This window comes from Streptomyces sp. NPDC051940 (assembly GCF_040680895.1).
GTDB lineage: Bacteria > Actinomycetota > Actinomycetes > Streptomycetales > Streptomycetaceae > Streptomyces.
The window spans coordinates 1-17,413 of record NZ_JBFAXR010000089.1 but is presented as its reverse complement, the minus strand read 5'-3'; the positions used below and the strand labels follow the sequence as shown (position 1 = coordinate 17,413).

General features: G+C 71.8%; 15 protein-coding genes and 1 tRNA gene. 14 read left to right on the top strand and 2 right to left on the bottom strand.

All coding sequences use genetic code 11. The features are described 5' to 3' along the window. Nucleotides 1–81 precede the first annotated feature (81 nt). From AB0M28_RS28130 to AB0M28_RS28065, 14 genes are all read left to right on the top strand, one after another. Nucleotides 82–1,128, top strand: coding sequence for a substrate-binding domain-containing protein (locus AB0M28_RS28130; protein ID WP_365410795.1), 1,047 nt, complete (start codon nt 82–84; stop codon nt 1,126–1,128). Between the two features lie 99 nt (nt 1,129–1,227). Continuing rightward, the gene (locus AB0M28_RS28125) at nt 1,228–2,409 is read left to right on the top strand and encodes a Gfo/Idh/MocA family oxidoreductase (RefSeq protein ID WP_365410792.1); all 1,182 of its coding nucleotides are present in this window, start codon (nt 1,228–1,230) and stop codon (nt 2,407–2,409) included. A gap of 43 nt (nt 2,410–2,452) precedes the next feature. Continuing rightward, a complete protein-coding gene (locus AB0M28_RS28120) occupies nt 2,453–3,457 on the top strand; it encodes a sugar phosphate isomerase/epimerase family protein (protein WP_365410789.1) in 1,005 nt (334 codons plus the stop codon). A 275-nt stretch (nt 3,458–3,732) separates the two neighbouring features. Further along, on the top strand, nt 3,733–4,986 hold the full coding sequence (locus AB0M28_RS28115) for a ThuA domain-containing protein (protein ID WP_365410844.1): 1,254 nt from the start codon (nt 3,733–3,735) through the stop codon (nt 4,984–4,986). 273 nt (nt 4,987–5,259) lie between these two features. After that, a complete protein-coding gene (locus AB0M28_RS28110) occupies nt 5,260–6,393 on the top strand; it encodes an inositol-3-phosphate synthase (RefSeq protein WP_365410841.1) in 1,134 nt (377 codons plus the stop codon). A 236-nt stretch (nt 6,394–6,629) separates the two neighbouring features. After that, nucleotides 6,630–7,505 carry an SCO3242 family prenyltransferase gene (locus tag AB0M28_RS28105; protein WP_365410838.1) on the top strand — a complete coding sequence of 292 codons (876 nt, stop codon included), beginning with the start codon at nt 6,630–6,632 and terminating at the stop codon, nt 7,503–7,505. Further along, the gene (locus AB0M28_RS28100; protein WP_365410786.1) at nt 7,502–8,374 is read left to right on the top strand and encodes a sugar phosphate isomerase/epimerase family protein; all 873 of its coding nucleotides are present in this window, start codon (nt 7,502–7,504) and stop codon (nt 8,372–8,374) included. Before AB0M28_RS28105 ends, AB0M28_RS28100 begins: the two co-directional genes overlap by 4 nt. Continuing rightward, nucleotides 8,371–9,159, top strand: coding sequence for an EboA domain-containing protein (locus tag AB0M28_RS28095; protein WP_365410783.1), 789 nt, complete (start codon nt 8,371–8,373; stop codon nt 9,157–9,159). Before AB0M28_RS28100 ends, AB0M28_RS28095 begins: the two co-directional genes overlap by 4 nt. Before the next feature lie 131 nt (nt 9,160–9,290). Beyond that, entirely contained in the window at nt 9,291–10,151 is an 861-nt protein-coding gene (locus AB0M28_RS28090; RefSeq protein WP_365410781.1) for a TatD family hydrolase, read from the top strand. Nucleotides 10,152–10,154: 3 nt separating this feature from the next. Continuing rightward, nucleotides 10,155–11,333, top strand: a complete 1,179-nt coding sequence (gene eboE / locus AB0M28_RS28085; protein ID WP_365410778.1) for a metabolite traffic protein EboE — start codon at nt 10,155–10,157, stop codon at nt 11,331–11,333. After that, nucleotides 11,330–12,790, top strand: a complete 1,461-nt coding sequence (locus tag AB0M28_RS28080) for a nucleotide pyrophosphatase/phosphodiesterase family protein (RefSeq protein ID WP_365410775.1) — start codon at nt 11,330–11,332, stop codon at nt 12,788–12,790. The genes eboE and AB0M28_RS28080 overlap by 4 nt, the downstream gene beginning before the upstream one ends. Next, nucleotides 12,780–13,790 carry a sugar phosphate isomerase/epimerase gene (locus tag AB0M28_RS28075; protein ID WP_365410772.1) on the top strand — a complete coding sequence of 337 codons (1,011 nt, stop codon included), beginning with the start codon at nt 12,780–12,782 and terminating at the stop codon, nt 13,788–13,790. The genes AB0M28_RS28080 and AB0M28_RS28075 overlap by 11 nt, the downstream gene beginning before the upstream one ends. 49 nt (nt 13,791–13,839) lie before the next feature. Then, nucleotides 13,840–14,874 (top strand): sugar phosphate isomerase/epimerase, encoded by a 1,035-nt coding sequence (locus AB0M28_RS28070; RefSeq protein WP_365410769.1) that lies wholly within the window; start codon nt 13,840–13,842, stop codon nt 14,872–14,874. 197 nt (nt 14,875–15,071) lie between these two features. After that, nucleotides 15,072–15,156, top strand: a tRNA-Leu gene (locus AB0M28_RS28065). Here AB0M28_RS28065 and AB0M28_RS28060 read toward each other — a convergent pair. Both AB0M28_RS28060 and AB0M28_RS28055 read right to left on the bottom strand, forming a co-directional pair. After that, nucleotides 15,121–15,681, bottom strand: a complete 561-nt coding sequence (locus tag AB0M28_RS28060; RefSeq protein ID WP_365410767.1) for a hypothetical protein — start codon at nt 15,679–15,681, stop codon at nt 15,121–15,123. The genes AB0M28_RS28065 and AB0M28_RS28060 overlap by 36 nt on opposite strands. Then, on the bottom strand, nt 15,678–16,808 hold the full coding sequence (locus tag AB0M28_RS28055) for a recombinase family protein (protein ID WP_365410764.1): 1,131 nt from the start codon (nt 16,806–16,808) through the stop codon (nt 15,678–15,680). The genes AB0M28_RS28060 and AB0M28_RS28055 overlap by 4 nt, the downstream gene beginning before the upstream one ends. Between the last annotated feature and the right edge of the window lie 605 nt (nt 16,809–17,413).

Genomic DNA, 17,413 nt, shown 5'->3' with positions numbered 1-17,413 from the left:
AGACACGAGCCTCCTCACGCACCCCGTACAGCCCTGCCCCGTACCCCTTGCTCCATCGACGCGATGAAGGGTCGACACGCCATGTCCTCAAGCTCCCTGCCCAGCCGTAGAAACATGCTCTTCGGGGCCGCAGCGGTCTCCGCCACGGCGTTCCTCACCTCCTGCACCAGCAACGAGAGCAACGACGATCCGAAGGAGGACACGCAGGCCCAGGTCGCCGACGACAAGCCCGGCAAGCACGTCACCATCGGCTTCGCCGGCCCGCAGGCCGACCACGGCTGGCTGAACGCCATCAACGACAACGCCCGCAACCGCGCCGGCAAGTACAAGGACGTCACCCTCGAGATCACCGAGGGCTCCAACGACGCCGCGGCCCAGGACGGCCAGATCCAGACCCTGATCGACAAGAAGGTCGACGTCCTGATCATCCTCCCCGCCGACGGCAAGGCCGGCACCCAGACCGGTCTGAAGGCCATGCAGGCCGGCATCCCGGTGATCAACCTGGACCGGATCTTCGACTCCCCGCAGGCGTACCGCACCTGGATCGGCGGCGACAACTACGGCATGGGCCTGAACGCCGGCCGCTACATCGGCGAGGCGCTGAAGGACAAGCCGGACGCCAAGGTCATCGAGCTCGCCGGCATCGACAGCCTCGAACTCACCCGGCAGCGCACCCAGGGCTTCGACGACGCGCTGAAGAACTACCCGAACATCAAGAAGGTCGCCCGGCAGGCCGCCGAGTTCACCGTGGAGTCCGGTCAGAAGAAGATGACCGACCTGCTGCAGGCCGTCCCCGAGTTCGACGCGTTCTGGAACCACGACGACGACCAGGGCGACGGCGCGCTGCAGGCCATCAAGCAGGCCGGCCGCGAGGGCTTCCTGATGGTCGGCGGCGCCGGCTCGAAGAACGCCTTCGACAACATCAAGGCCGACAACACGGTGCTCAAGGCCACCGTCCTCTACCCGCCGACGATGGCCGCGTCCGCCATCGACCTGGCCCGTGCCCTGGGCCAGGCCAAGGGCATCAACGGCATGGCCGAGTTCGAGATCCCGGCCTCGGTGACGCTGTACTCGGCGGTGGTGGACAAGACCAACGTCGACCAGTACATGCCGACCGGGTTCAAGTAGGCCGCTGTCGGACACGGGGCGTCCCCGGCACCGTCCGCCCCGCGGCGGCGGGCGCCGGGGGCCGGCGCCCCCTGACCACCCACACACGCAAGGAGTTCTATGTCGAAGGAAGAACCCGCGCCCGAGCTCGGCATCGGCATGGTCGGGTACGCGTTCATGGGCGCCGCCCACTCCCAGGGCTGGCGCACCGCCGGCCGGGTCTTCGACCTGCCGCTGCGGCCACGGATGGCCGCGGTGTGCGGCCGCGACCGGGAGCAGGTGGACGCCGCCGCCGCCCGGCTGGGCTGGGGCGCCGCCGAAACCGACTGGCGTGCACTGATCGCCCGCGACGACATCCAGCTCGTGGACATCTGCACGCCGGGCGACAGCCATGCCGAGATCGCCATCGCCGCCCTGGAGGCCGGCAAGCACGTCCTGTGCGAGAAGCCCCTCGCCAACACCGTCGCCGAGGCAGAGGCCATGGTGGAGGCGGCCCGCGCCGCGGCCGCCCGCGGCCAGATCGCCATGGTCGGCTTCAACTACCGCCGCGTCCCGGCGCTGGCGTACGCCAGACAGCTCGTCGAGGAGGGGAAGCTCGGGGCGCTGCGGCACGTCCGGGTCCAGTATCTGCAGGACTGGATCACCGACCCCGAGTTCCCCCTGGTCTGGCGGCTGCAGAAGGAGCACGCCGGTTCGGGCGCCCTCGGCGACCTGGGCGCGCACATCGTCGACCTAGCCCAGCATCTCGCGGGGGAGCCGCTGGTCGGGGTGTCGGCGATGACCGAGACGTTCGTCAAGGAGCGCCCGCTGCCCGCCGCCTCCTCGGGGCTCGCCGCCTCCGGCGGCACCGGCCGCGGTCCCGTGACCGTCGACGACGCCGCCCTGTTCACCGGCCGGCTGGCCTCCGGCGCGCTGGCCTCCTTCGAGGTCAGCCGGTTCGCGGCAGGCCGTAAGAACGCCCTGTCGATCGAGCTCAACGGCGAACACGGCTCGATCGCCTTCGAACTCGAACGGCTCAACGAGCTGTCGTACCACGACCACACCGAGCCCGCCGTCTCGGCAGGCTTCCGGCGCATCCTCGTCACCGAGCCCGAGCACCCGTACCTCGCGGCCTGGTGGCCCCCGGGCCACGGCCTCGGCTACGAGCACACCTTCGTCCACCAGGCCCGCGACCTGGTCCACGCCATCGCCTCGGGAGAGCAGCCCTCGCCCTCCTTCGAGGAGGGGCTGCAGGTGCAGCGGGTGCTGAGCGCCGTCGAGGAGAGCGCAGCCAAGAACTCCGTGTACACGCACGTCGCCTGACCGCTTTCGACCGCATCTCACCGCTTCGAGGGAGCGCTGCCGTATGCCCCGCAACTTCACACTCTTCACCGGCCAGTGGGCCGACCTGCCCCTGGAGGAGGTGGCCCGGCTCGCCCGCGACTTCGGCTACGACGGGCTGGAACTCGCCTGCTGGGGTGACCACTTCGAGGTCGACAAGGCGCTGAACGAGCCCGGCTACATCGAAGGCCGCCACGCCCTGCTGGAGAAGTACGGCCTGAAGTGCTGGGCCATCTCCAACCACCTCGTCGGCCAGGCCGTCTGCGACAACCCCATCGACGAGCGCCACCAGGGCATCCTGCCGGCCCGGATCTGGGGCGACGGCGAGCCCGAGGGCGTGCGGCAGCGCGCCGCACAGGAGATCAAGGACACCGCGCGGGCGGCCGCCGCCTTCGGTGTGGACACCGTGATCGGCTTCACCGGATCGTCGATCTGGCATCTGGTCGCCATGTTCCCGCCGGTACCGCCGTCGATGATCGACAAGGGGTACGCCGACTTCGCCGACCGCTGGAACCCCATCCTCGACGTCTTCGACGAGGTCGGCGTGCGGTTCGCCCACGAGGTCCACCCCAGCGAGATCGCGTACGACTACTGGACCACCCACCGGGCGATGGAGGCCATCGGCCACCGTCCCGCCTTCGGGCTGAACTTCGACCCCTCGCACTTCGTGTGGCAGGACCTCGACCCGGTCGGCTTCCTGTGGGACTTCAAGGACCGCATCTACCACGTCGACTGCAAGGAGGCGCGCAAGCGCCTCGACGGCCGCAACGGCCGGCTCGGCTCCCATCTGCCGTGGGGCGACCCGCGGCGCGGCTGGGACTTCGTCTCCGCCGGGCACGGCGACGTGCCGTGGGAGGACTGCTTCCGGATGCTGCGCTCCATCGGCTACGACGGACCCATCTCCGTCGAGTGGGAGGACGCCGGCATGGACCGGCTGCAGGGCGCGCCCGAGGCACTGCGCAAGCTCAAGGAGCTGGACTTCGACCCGCCGCAGGCGTCCTTCGACGCGGCGTTCGGAGGTGGTGACTGAGACCCTCCGTTCCTCGTACGACCGACCCGGCGGCCCCCCGTACCCAGGGGCCCGGCCGCCGGGGCGATGACCGGTGCCCCACCGCCGTCAGACGCGCCCACGGGCGCGGCGGCGCGCCGCTGCACGACGTTGACGACTCACCTCCACCGTATGTCCACCGTATGCAGAGGGAGCAACCCGCGATGTCACACGTACGGCAGTCCACCATCCCGAGGAAGTTGAAGAAGCTCGCCGCGACCGCCGCGGCGGCACTAGTCCTGGGGAGCCTTGGTTCGATGAACGCCCCGACCGCCGGCGCGGCGGACGAGGAAGCCCGCGTCCTGGTCTTCTCCAAGACCGCCGGCTTCCGGCACGACTCCATCCCCGACGGCGTCGCCGCCGTCAAGGCGCTCGGCGCCGCGAACGGCTTCGCCGTCGACGCCACCGAGGACGCCTCCGTCTTCCACCCCCGGTACCTGAACAAGTACGACGCGGTCGTCTTCATGTCCACCACCGGCGATGTGCTGAACGACAAGCAGCAGCACTACTTCGAGGAGTACATCGAGGAGGGCGGCGGCTACGTCGGCGTGCACTCGGCCTCCGACACGGAGTACGACTGGCCGTTCTACGGCGGCCTCGTCGGCGCCTACTTCCGCGGCCACCCGGCGATCCAGCCCGCCACGATCAAGGTGGAGGACCGGGGCAACCCCGCCACCTCCCACCTCGGGGCGACCTGGCAGCGCACCGACGAGTGGTACAACTTCCGCGCCAACCCGCGCTCCGCCGTACACGTCCTCGCCGCGCTCGACGAGAGCTCGTACAGCGGCGGCACGATGGCGGGCGACCACCCGATCGCCTGGTGCCAGGACTACCGGGGCGGGCGCTCCTTCTACACCGGCCTCGGCCACACCAAGGCGTCGTACGCCGAGCCCGCCTTCCTCGCGCACCTGCTCGGCGGCATCCGCTACGCCACCGGGGAGTCGAACGCCGACTGCCGGCCGGAGAACGGCTACACCCCGCTCTTCGACGGGACGTCGACGGCCGGCTGGAAGCAGGCCGGACCCGGATCCTTCACCCTCGCGGACGGCACCCTGACGTCCGTCGGCGGGCTGGGGATGCTCTGGTACGAGGCGAAGTCCTTCGGCTCGTACTCGCTGAAGCTCGACTGGAAGGCCGACGGCGACTCCAACTCCGGCGTCTTCGTGGGCTTCCCCGCCTCCGACGACCCCTGGTCCGCGGTGAACAAGGGCTACGAGATCCAGATCGACGCCACCGACGCCCCGGACCGTACGACCGGCGCCGTCTACTCCTTCCAGTCGGCTGACATCGCGGCCCGGGACGCCGCGCTGAACCCGCCGGGGGAGTGGAACACCTACGAGATCCGCGTCGAGGGCGAGCGGCTGCGGGTCTATCTGAACGGCGCGCTGGTGAACGACTTCACCAACACCGATCCGGTGCGCAGCCTGACCGACGGCTACGTCGGCATCCAGAACCACGGGGCGAACGACAAGGTGTCGTTCCGCAACGTGCGGGTGCTCGAGCTGCCGTGAAGTGACGGTGGGCGGGGCACCCGGGACGCGGTCCCGGGTCCCCGCCGCCGCCGGGTCTCATGTGGGTGAGGGAGCGGTGTCCGGCGTGCCCGCGTGCGGCGAGGCTCTGGGATGAACGGCGCAAATCGCACTCCGACCAGGGACGTTTGGAGGACTTCCGTGACCCGATCCCCTTCTGCAGAGGCCCGCGACGGTTCTGTTGAGGCACGCGACTGTTCTGTAGAGGCCCGCGACGGTACTGCTCAGGTCCGCGACGGGCAGTCGTCGACCGGCGTGTGGCTCATCGGCGCCCGCGGCTCCGTGGCCACCACCGTGATCACCGGCTGCGCCGCCCTCGCCGGCGGGCTGCAGCCACCCACCGGCATGGTCACCGAGACACCCGTCTTCGCCGACTGCCCGCTGCCGCCGCTGGACGGCCTCGTCTTCGGCGGCCATGACATCTCCTGTACGCCGACCCCCAAGCGGGCCGAGCAGCTGGCGGCGGCGGGGGTGGTGCCGCACGGGCTGCCGGCCGCCGTACACGCCGAACTGGTGGCGGCCGACGAGGAGATCCGGTCGTCGGGGTCCGCCGGGTCCTCGTGCTCGGACGAGGAGCTGATCGAGGGCTTCGCGGCGGACATCGCCGAGTTCACGCGGCGGCGGGGGCTGGCGCGGACGGTCGTGGTGAACGTCGCGTCGACCGAGCCGGCCGCCGACGGCGACACCCTTCCGCCCAGCTCGCTGTACGCGGCGGCGGCCCTGCGAGCCGGCTGCCCGTACGTCAACTTCACCCCGTCGACGGGGCTGCACCATTCCGAGCTGCGCTCCCTGGCCGCCTCCAGCGGGCTGCCGTACGCCGGGCGCGACGGCAAGACCGGGCAGACGCTGCTACGGGCGGTGCTGGCGCCGATGTTCGCACGCCGCGCGCTGACCGTACGGGCCTGGTCCGGGTCGAACCTGCTCGGCGGGGGAGACGGCGCGGCCCTCGGCGATCCGGGCGCCGCGGCGGCGAAGAACGCGGGGAAGGAGCGGGTGCTCGCCGACACCCTCGGCTTCGTGCCGGAGGGCGAGGTCCACATCGACGACGTGCCGGCGATGGGGGACTGGAAGACGGCGTGGGACCACATCGCCTTCGAGGGCTTCCTCGGCACGCGGATGGTCCTGCAGACGATCTGGCAGGGCTGCGACTCGGCCCTCGCGGCGCCGCTGGTGCTCGATCTGGTCCGGATTCTGGCGCGGGCGCATGAGACGGGGATGACGGGGGCGGTGCCGGGGCTCGGGTTCTACTTCAAGGATCCGGATTCGGGGCCGGGGGATCTGGCGGGGCAGTGGGAGGAGTTGGTGGGGCTCGCGGGGCGGCTGCGGGGTGCGGGGGAGGCTTCTCCGCTCGTAGGTGGCGTGCGGCGGCCGGCGGGGGAGTCGTCGTGAGGCGGTCGGGTGTGTGGGCGGGCGTGGCCTGCCTGGCGGCGGCGGTGGTGGTCGTGGCGCGACCGGGGCGCTCGGCGGGCTTGGGGCGCTCGGGGCGTGACCGGCGATCGGCGACGGATCGCCGGGGGGTGTCCGAGGACGCGTCCGCCGGTTCTCCGACTCACTCGGGGGAGCCGGAGAACCGTCGGGCGGCACCGGCCGGTGGCCCACGGCGTACCGCCCGCGCATGGGCCGAACTGCTGCGGCTGCCCGCGTTGTTCACCGTCCCCGGCGACGCGCTCGCGGGGGCGGCGGCGGCCGGGGTGCGGCCGGGACGGGGGACGGCCCTGGCGATCGGCGCCTCGGTCTGCCTGTACGAGGCCGGGATGGCCCTCAACGACTACGCCGACCGCGAGGTCGACGCCGTGGAACGCCCGCACCGGCCGATCCCCTCGGGTCGTATCCGTCCCCGGTCGGCCCTGACGGCGGCCGTGGTGCTCACGGGCGCGGGGCTGGGCCTGGCCGCGGCGGCCGGGCGCCGGACGCTGGCCGTGGGGGCGGCGCTGGCGGGGGCGGTGTGGGCGTACGACCTGCGGCTGAAGGAGACCGCGGCGGGGCCGGGGGCGATGGCGGCGGCGCGGGGACTGGATCTGCTGATGGGGGCGGTGGCTTCGGGCATGGGACCACCCGGGTCCGCGCCCCTCCGTGCGGCCGGGGTGCTGGCCGCGCACACCTACGCCGTCACCGCCGTCTCGCGGCACGAGGCGCGGGGTGGTTCGGCGGGCGCGCCGGCGGCCGCCCTCGCGGCGACCCTGGCCATCGCGGAGACGCTGCGGCGCACGTCCGCGGACGCGATCGCGGTGCCCGCGTCGACGGCGCCCTCCACGACCGCGCACGACGTGACGACCGCGGCGTGCCTCGCGTACGCGGGGGCGGCCGTCCGCCCGTACGCCCACGCGGTCCTCAATCCGAGCGCCCCCCTCACCCAGCGGGCCGTGGGCAGCGGCATCAAGGCGATGCTCCCGCTGCAGGCGGCCCTGACCGCACGCCGGGGCGCGCCGGTGACGGCCGGGGTGCTGCTGACCCTCATCCCGATCGCCCGCCGCCAGGCGAGAAAGGTGAGCGTGACATGACGGCCCTGCGCCTCGCCTACGGCACGAACGGCCTCACCGACCTGCGGCTGACCGACGCGATCACGCTGCTGGCGGACCTGGGGTACGACGGCATCGCCCTGACCCTCGACCACATGCACCTCGACCCGCTGGCCCCCGACCTGTCCGCCCGTACGGCGGCCGTGGCCCGCGCGCTGCGGCACGCCGGGCTGGGGGTGACGGTGGAGACGGGCGCGCGGTACGTCCTCGACCCCGCGCGCAAGCACCACCCCACGCTGCTCGACGCGGACCCCGACGCGCGCAAGGCACGCCAGGACCTGCTGCTCACGGCCATCAACGTGGCGGGGGAGCTGGGCGCGGGGGCCGTGCACGCGTTCAGCGGTGTACGGCCCCGGGGGATGGCGGAGGACACGGCGTGGAACGTCCTGACGGACGCGATCGGCCCGGTCCTCGAGGCGGCGGACACCGCGGGTATCCCGCTGGCCGTCGAACCCGAGCCCGGCCATCTCCTGTACGACCTGCGCACCTTCCACCAGCTGCGCACGGCCCTGGCCGACCCGCCGGCGCTGGCGCTGACGCTGGACATCGGGCACTGCCAGTGCCTGGAGCCGCTGTCGCCGGCGGACTGCGTACGGGCGGCGGCGCCGTGGCTCGCGCATGTGCAGATCGAGGACATGTGCCGGGGGGTGCACGAGCATCTGCCCTTCGGGGACGGGGAGATCGACTTCCCGCCGGTGCTGCAGGCGCTGCAGTCGACCGGGTACCGGGGGCTGATCAGCGTCGAACTGCCCCGCCACTCGCACGCGGGCCCGGAGCTGGCCCGCGCGTCCCTCCCGTTCCTCCGCGCCGCGGAGGCGGTCGCCACCGCACGAGGAGGTCTACAGCCATGACCGCGGAACAGACACCCGCCGCCCTGCGCGCCGCGGTGGAGGCCCGCCTGAAGCCGGAGGCCAGAGCCTGGCTGGCAGCGGCGCTGACGGAGGCGTCGACCGGGCACGGGGGCGCGGCGGCCGGTCCGGGCTCAACGCCCGCCCCCGGGCAGGGCCCACCCTCCCAGGGGGCCCCCGTCCCCGACGAGATGCGGGAATCCACCGCTCCCGGTCCCGGCGGGGCCCGCGCCGCACAAGCCGCGGGCCCAGCCCCGACCGCCGGCGGGGCACACGTCGCCCCGTCGGCCGCCCCCGCCTCCTGGGAGCTCCGGTTCACCGCCGCCCGCAGGGCCTGCGGGGCCGAGGCAGCCGATGCCGTACGGCTGCTCCTGCTGCAGGCAGCCCGTGCCGACGCCGCCACCGCCACGCGTATCTACACGCGCGGTGACGCCGCGGAACGGCGTGCCGTGCTGCACGCCCTGCCCCACCTCGAGCTGGGCGCCGAGGCCGTCCCCCTGATCGAGGACGCCCTGCGCACCAACGACACCCGGCTCGTAGCCGCCGCCCTCGGCCCGTACGCGGCCGAGCACCTCGACCCGCACGCCTGGCGGCAGGCCGTACTCAAATGCCTCTTCACCGAGGTCCCCGTCGACGAGGTCGCCTCGCTCGCCGACCGCGCCCGCGGCGACACCGAGCTGGCCCGCATGCTCACCGGCTACGCCGCCGAACGTGAGGCCGCGGGCCGCCCCGTACCCGAGGACCTGCGCCGCGTCCTGGCCCTCACCGGCCCCCAGTCCGCCGACTGACCAGGGCCGACAGACCGACCAGGGCGGACAGGCAGACAAGGGCCGCCAGACCGACCAGAGCCGCCAGACAGACAAGGGCCGACGACCTGCCAAGGACCGAACCGCACCGACCCGGACCAACGGAGCTCCCGATGCGTATCTTCGACCCCCACATCCACATGACCTCCCGCACCACCGACGACTACGTCGCGATGCACGAAGCCGGTGTACGCGCCCTTGTCGAGCCCTCCTTCTGGCTCGGCCAGCCCCGGACCTCGCCCGCCACGTTCTTCGACTACTTCGACTCCCTCCTCGGCTGGGAACCCTTCCGCGCCGCCCAGCACGGCATCGCCCACCACTGCACGCTGGCCCTCAACCCCAAGGAGGCCAACGACCCCCGCTGCACCCCCGTCCTGGCCGAACTCCCCCGCTACCTGGTCAAGGACCGCGTCGTCGCCGTCGGCGAGATCGGCTACGACTCCATGACCCCGGCCGAGGACCACGCCCTCGCCGCCCAGCTGCAGCTCGCCGCCGACCACGACCTCCCCGCCCTCGTCCACACCCCCCACCGGGACAAGGCCAGGGGTGTCGCCCGCACCCTCGACGTACTGCGCGAGTCGGCCCTGGCGCCGGAGCGCGTCGTCCTCGACCACCTCAACGAGACGACCGTAGCGGCCGCCACTGACAACGGCGTCTGGCTGGGCTTCTCCATCTACCCCGACACCAAGATGGACGAGGACCGCATGGTCGCGATCCTCCGCGAGTACGGCCGCGACATCATGGACCGCGTCCTGGTCAACTCCGCCGCCGACTGGGGGAAGAGCGACCCGCTCAAGACCCGCAGGACCGGCCTGGCGATGCTCGCCGCCGGCTTCACCGAGGACGACGTCGACCGGATCCTGTGGCGCAACCCGGTCGCCTTCTACGGCCAGAGCGGCCGGCTGGAGCTCGACGCGGAGAAGCCGGCCGAGGGCACGTTCGAGGGCAACTCCATCCTCCGGGGAGGCAGCTGACCCATGCGCTTCCGCCACCCCGACGGCTCCCTCGTCCACCTCGCCTACTGCACGAACGTCCACCGCGCCGAGGACTACGACGGCGTGCTCGCCCTGCTCCGCGACCACGCCGAGGCGGTACGCCGCCTGCTGGGCCGCGACCGGCTCGGCGTCGGGCTGTGGCTGGCCCGCGACGTCACCCGCACCCTCGGCGCCGACCCGGCCGCCCTGCGCCGCCTGAAGCGCACGCTGGACCGGCGCGGCCTGGAGGTCGTCACCCTCAACGGCTTCCCGTACCAGGGCTTCGGCGACGAGGTCGTCAAGTACCGCGTCTACCGCCCCGACTGGACCGAACCCGAACGCCTCGACCACACCGTCGACCTGGCCCGCCTGCTGGCGGCCCTCCTCCCCGACGACGTGACGGACGGCACCATCTCCACCCTCCCCCTGGCCTGGCGGACGGACTTCGACGAGACGCGCCGCAAGAAGTCCCTGGAGGCGCTGCACACCCTCGCCTCCCGCCTGGACGCCATCGAGGAGCTCACGGGCCGTTCGATCCGCGTCGGCCTGGAACCGGAGCCCGGTTGCACCGTCGAGACGACCGCCGACGCGATCGCCGCCCTCACGGGAGAGGACGCCCCGCCCGCGCACCGGATCGGCGTCTGCGTCGACACCTGCCATCTGGCCACCTCCTACGAGGACCCGCACACCGCCGTCCCCGCGCTGCGCACGGCGGGCGTGCCGATCGTCAAGACCCAGCTCTCCGCCGCCCTGCAGGCATGCGATCCGCGGGACGCGGCCGTACGGGAGGCGCTCGCCGCCTTCGCCGAGCCCCGTTTCCTGCACCAGACGCGCTCCCTCACACCCGCCGGCGTACAGGCGACGGACGACCTCCCGGAGGCGCTGGAGGGCGGCCTGCCGCAGGACACACCCGAATGGCGCTCGCACTTCCACGTCCCCCTGCACGCGCCCTTGGAGCCGCCCCTCGCGGCGACTTTCCCCGTGCTGCAGGACACGCTGCGCCATCTGGTGGGCGGAGCCGCGGCGTACACGCACCACCTGGAGGTCGAGACGTACACGTGGCACGCCCTGCCGCCCGCCCTCCGCCCACGTAACCGCGCGCAGTTGGCGGCCGGCATCGCGGCGGAGCTGACGGTGGTACGCGACCTGCTGACGTCCCTCGGCCTGAAGGAGCTGCCGTGACAACGCCGCCCTCACGGAACGATGAAACCGGTCGCCGTCTGCTCGTCGTGGACGTCGTCGGCCTGACCCCCCGCCTCCTCGCGCACATGCCGGCGCTGCGGACACTCGCGGAGGAGGGTTCGTACGCCACCCTCCGTCCCCCGCTGCCGGCGGTGACCTGTACGGCGCAGGCGACGTTCCTCACCGGTGCGCCGCCGGCGGAGCACGGGATCGTCGGAAACGGCTGGTACTTCCGCGATCTGGGGGAGGTCCTCCTCTGGCGCCAGCACAACGCCCTCGTACAGGGCGACAAGCTCTGGCACGCGGCCCGCCGCGCGAAGCCCGGCTACACGGTGGCGAACGTCTGCTGGTGGTACGCCATGGGCGCCGACACCGACTACACCGTCACCCCCCGCCCGGTCTACTACGCGGACGGCCGCAAGGAGCCGGACTGCTACACCCGTCCGGCGTCCCTGCACGACGAACTGACGGACCGTTTCGGCACCTTCCCCCTCTTCTCGTACTGGGGCCCGCGGGCGGGCATCGAGTCCAGCCAGTGGATCATCGACGCCTCCCGCCACCTCCTCACCACCCGTAAACCGGACCTCACCCTGGTCTACCTCCCGCACCTGGACTACGACCTGCAGCGCTACGGACCGGACGACCCGCGCTCGCACGCCGCCGCGCGCGCCCTCGACGATGCGATACGCCCCCTGCTGGCCGACGCGCGCGCCGCCGACGCAACCACCGTGGTCCTCTCCGAGTACGGCATCACGAACGCCACCCGCCCCGTCGACATCAACCGCGCCCTGCGCCGCGCGGGCCTGCTGGAGGTCCACACCCAGGACGGGATGGAGTACCTGGACCCCACCGCCTCCCGCGCCTTCGCCGTGGCGGACCACCAGATCGCCCACGTCTACGTCCGCGACCCGGCGGACCTGGACCGTACCCGCGAGGCGCTCGCGGACCTCCCCGGCGTACAGGCGCTGCTGGACGACGAGGGCAAGAAGGCCCACGGCCTCGGCCACCCCCGCTCGGGCGAACTGGTCGCACTCGCCGACCCCGACGCCTGGTTCACGTACTACTACTGGCTGGACGACGCCCGCGCCCCGGACTTCGCGCAGCTGGTGGAGATCCACCGCAAGCCGGGTTACGACCCGGCGGAGCTGTTCATGGACCCCGCGGACCCGTATGTGAAGGTCCGCGCCGCGACGGCCCTGGCCCGCAAGAAGGCGGGCCTGCGCTACCGCATGGCCGTCGTCCCCCTCGACCCCGCACCCGTCCGCGGCAGCCACGGCCGCCTCCCGGACGACGAGGACGACGGCCCCGTACTGCTGACCACGGACCCGGCGGGCCCGAGGACGCCGGTGGACGCCACCGACGTGAAGCAACTCCTCCTCAGCCTCGCCGGCCTCCCGACCGCAACCCCGACCGCCGAACCCTCGGCAGACCAAGGAGCCCCGAACCATGACTGCTGACGACAACACCGCCCTGGCCCGCAAACTCAAGCGCCGCCGCTTCCTCGGCGTGGCCGCCGGCGCCACCGCGGCCGCCCTCACGGGGGCCGCCGCGACCCCGGCCGCCGCGAGCGCCCCGGGCCGCAGCCCGATCGTGCCGCCCGGCCGTCTGGGCATCCAGCTCTACACCGTGCGCGACCAGGTGGGCACGGTCGGCTTCGCGAAGGTCTTCGAGGAGCTGGAGAAGTACGGATACGACGAGATCGAGTACGCCGGTTACACCCAGGGCAACGGCCCCATCACCCTGCCGCAGCTCCGCCGCCTGGCGACGGACCACGGCCTGAAGGCGATCGGCAGCCACGTCTCGCACACCGGCGACTACTCGTTCGCGAGCACCCTCGGCCAGGTGCTGGACGACGCGGCGGCGCTCGGCATGCCGTACATCGGCACCTGGGCGGGCCCGTTCCGGTACGGCACGACGGTGGACGCCGTGAAGCGCTCGGCGGCCGAGTTCAACGAGTACGGCGCGGCGGCGAAGGCCCGCGGGATGACCTGGTACACGCACAACCACTCGGACGAGTTCGCCTTCTGCAGCGACGACCCCTCGGTCCGGATCTACGACCTGATGCTGGCGGAGACCGACCCCGCCCTGGTCAAGCTGGAGATGGACATCTTCTGGGCGTACGTCGGCCAGTACCGCTTCAGCGTCCGCCCGGACGGCACCCCGGCGCCGTTCGAACCGCTGGACTACGTCCTGGCAGACCCGAGCCGCTACCCGCTCTTCCACGTGAAGGACGGCGAACACGACGCGGCCTCGTCGTGGGGCTACCACATGACGGACGTCGGCGACGGCGACATCGACTACGCGGGCTTCGCCGCCGCGGTGACCGGCACCCGTTTCGGCCGCCGTACGCACAACTGGCTGGTCGAGAGGGACGACGCCGTGGACCCGAACACGAACCCGGCGGGCTCGTTCAGCACGGCCCGCCGCTCGGCGGAGTACCTGAGCGGAGGCTGCTGAGAACCAGACGGACCGGCTACTGATGTCCACAGACAAGGAGCCCCTCACCATGAGCCGCAAGCGCACCAAGCACAGCCCGGACCTCGACCACGCGATCAACCGCCGCCGCTTCCTCGGCGTGGCGGCCGGAACCACGGCGGCGGCCCTAGCCGGCGTGGGCGCCGCGGCCACCCCCGCGGCGGCCGCCGACACCTGGACCGTCCCCCGGGGCCGGCTCGGCATCCAGCTGTACACGCTCCGTGACAAGGTCTCCACGATCGGCTTCGCGCCGGTCTTCGAGGCCCTGGCGGACTACGGCTACAACGAGATCGAGTTCGCCGGCTACACCCAGGGCAGCGCGGGCGCGATCACGCTCGCGCAGCTGAAGCAGCTGGTGAGCGACGCCGGGATGGAGGGCATCGGCAGCCACGTCGGCTACTCGTCCACGAACCCGGCCGCGTACACCTTCGCCACCCAGCTGGAGAAGGTCCTCGACGACGCCCAGTTCCTGGGCCTGCCGCACATCGGCACGGCCTCGAGCCCGTTCCGCTACGGCACGACGGTGGACGCGGTGAAGCGGGCGGCGGCGGAGTTCAACGTGTACGGCGCGGCGGCGAAGGCGCGCGGAATGAAGTTCTACCAGCACAACCACGGAGACGAGTTCCGCTTCGCGTCGGACGACCCGACCGTCCGCCTGTACGACGTCCTGCTGTCGGAGACGGACCCGGACCTGGTCTACCTGGAGATGGACATCTACTGGGCGTACACGGGCCAGTACCGCTTCAGCGTCCGCCCGGACGGCGTCGCGGCCCCGTTCGACCCCCTGGACTACGTACTGGCCCAGCCGGACCGCTACCCCCTCTTCCACGTGAAGGACGGCGAGGAGGACACGGCGGTACGTGACGGCTACCACATGGTGGACGTAGGCGACGGCGACATCGACTACGCCCGCTTCATCGGCGCCCTGACCTCCCTCCCGACGCGCCGCTACCACCACTGGCAGGTGGAGAGGGACGACGCGGTAAGCCCGACGGCGAACCCGGCAGGCAGCTTCTCCACGGCAAGCCGCTCGGCGGACTACCTGCGCGCGCTGCGCATGACGTGACAGGGAGCGGCTGACACCCTCCGATGACGGTGAGTGAGGGGCGCCCCGGTATCGCTCACGGACGCGCCCTTCACTGACCTCGCAAGACGCACATCCACGCTCACGCAGAGTGACATGAAACGAGGGTGAAAGGCACGCCAAATCCTTGGTATCGTTGTTCTCGTCACCGCGGCCCACGGGCCAGCGGCAGACCACCGGTCCGGGTGGCGGAATGGCAGACGCGCTAGCTTGAGGTGCTAGTGCCCTTTAACGGGCGTGGGGGTTCAAGTCCCCCCTCGGACACTCAATATCTACAATTTTGAGCGCGGGCTGTGATTCAACGATCACGGTCCGCGTTTGCGGTTTGTAGGTCAGTCGCAGGCCGAAGGCGTCGTACAGCGGCCCTTTCGCTCCGGAGGGCGCGGACTGAATCGCGTCGGTCATGCCGCCGAGGGCCGTGATCATGCGTTCGATGTCGGCCTCGCCGAGAACAGCGGGTCTGCGGTCCTCGGCCGCGGCGATCTCGGCGCGTGCGGCGGTCTGCTGGGCGAGAACGGTGCTGATCCATCGGGTGACGGTCTTGGAGTCTGCTCCGGCCTCCAGCGCATTACGGTAGCGCTCCAGCCGGCGCTCGCAGTCAGCGACGGTCCGTTGTGCGGTGCGGGTGTCGGTGGTGGGCTGGGGCTGGAGCTGCTGAGCGTCGCGCATCTCACGCAGGGTCTGGCGGAGGCGGCCCGGGGCGAAGACGCGGGCCAGCCACGCGTCGAGGGCGGGCAGGATGCGGTCCTGGCGGACGTAGACGGTCAGCGGGTGGTTGGTGCCGGTCACGCGTTGCTGTTCGGCCGTGATCCGGCAGCGGTAGTGGGCGTGTCCGTTGTTGTAGGTGCCCTGCATTTTGTTCGTGCACGCCCGCAGTAGAGCAGCCCGCGCAGGGCGTAGTCGCGGTGGGTGCTGCGGGGCATGCGCTCGGCGCGGTGCCCGGGGGAGCGGCGGGCAGCGGCTTTGCCCTGGGCGCGGGTGAAGATCTCCATGCTGACCAGCGGCGTGTGCACGGGATCAGCCGACCAGATCCATTCCTCGACGGGGTTGAGGGACTGCTGGGTGCGGTGGCCGAGGGTGACATCGTCGATGTCGAGGAGGACTTCCCGCTTGGGCTGCTTGTTCCAGACCTGGTGGCCGGTATAGCGGGGGTTGGACAGGATCCAGCGCACGGCGCCTTTGCTCCAGGCGCGGCCGTCACGATGGGGGTTGCGCATCCGGTCAGCGGCTGACGGGCAGGGGATGTCCTCTCGGGTGAGCGTCTCGGCGATGGCATGCATGCCTTGCCCGCGCAGGTACATGGCGAAAATCCGCGCCACTACCGGACCGGCGACCGGGTCGGGCTCGAGCCGGTGCAGGCGGGTGCCTGCGGCGCCCTTGACCGGGTGTGGGTGCGGCCCGGCGTCTCCGAGGCGGTAGCCGTAGGGCGGGCGCCCGCCCAGGAAGCGGCCCTCCAGCCGGGTCTGGGAGGCCATCGCGGTCCGCACACGGATCTTGATGCGGTTGCGCTCCCCTTTGCTCATCCCGCCGAAGACGGACATCACCAGATCGTGGGCCTCGTTCTCCGGATCGATCGCCCCGCCGACCTCCGGTACCCACAAGGGCACGTTGAAGTGCACGAACAACGGGAAGGTGTTGCCGAACTGATCCCCGTAGAAGGTACGTTGCGGCTCCCCGATCACCACCGCGTCGAAACCGCGGCCGGGGTCGCGCAGCGCCCGGAGCAGGGCGGCGGCCTGGGGGCGGCGCTTCCACGGCAGGGCGCGAGAGTGCCCGGAGTCGAAGTACTCGGCCACGACCTCACCGCCAGCCGGTTCGATCAGGGTGCGGGCGCGGGTGAGCTGCCAGTTGCGGGAGGCCTCGGGGTCTTGCAGGTCCTCGGTGGAGCAGCGGCCGATGAAGGCGAAACGGGTCACAGGTCACTCCCGGGACGGATGGGGCGGGTGGCTGGATTCCGGTCGTCCGTCGTACCTCGATCACCGTGCAGAGCGCCAGCCGCTTCCGTTTGGGCCGTCACCGCCTTGATCGTGCGCTGCTCGGGGCAGACGCCGACACCTGTACTCCGCGCTTACGAACCGGAGCAAGGCCAGCGCGGCTGGCGGCGTCAGTGCCGGCGGATCCGGCGGAAGCTCAGGAAGAACCCCGACTGCGTGGCCGTCCCGTGACGTCCGCGGACGATGGTTCGTGATACCAGAGCCGTTCGAATCGCTCATGGCCTGCGCGCGCATCGGGCCTGGGGTCTTTGTGCTGACACCCAGGATGGGAGAAAACGGTGTCGGCGAGTGCCGTTTGGTGGGGCTCGCCGTCCTGTCTCAGTGAACCTTGACCGATCTGGCTGAGCTCTAACCGCTCGCCGCCGGCCTCCTGGTTTCGGTCCGGGCAGCGAGCGACGGCACCAGCCCCTCCCGGAGCCAGTCAGGGTTGGGGATGGCGTCCCTTGTGGTGGTGTAGGGGATCAAGGCGGTGAGCGTGGGTCGGTGCGCCCTGTTCGTGCTCCCGCTGCCCCTGTTCGTGCCCCCTG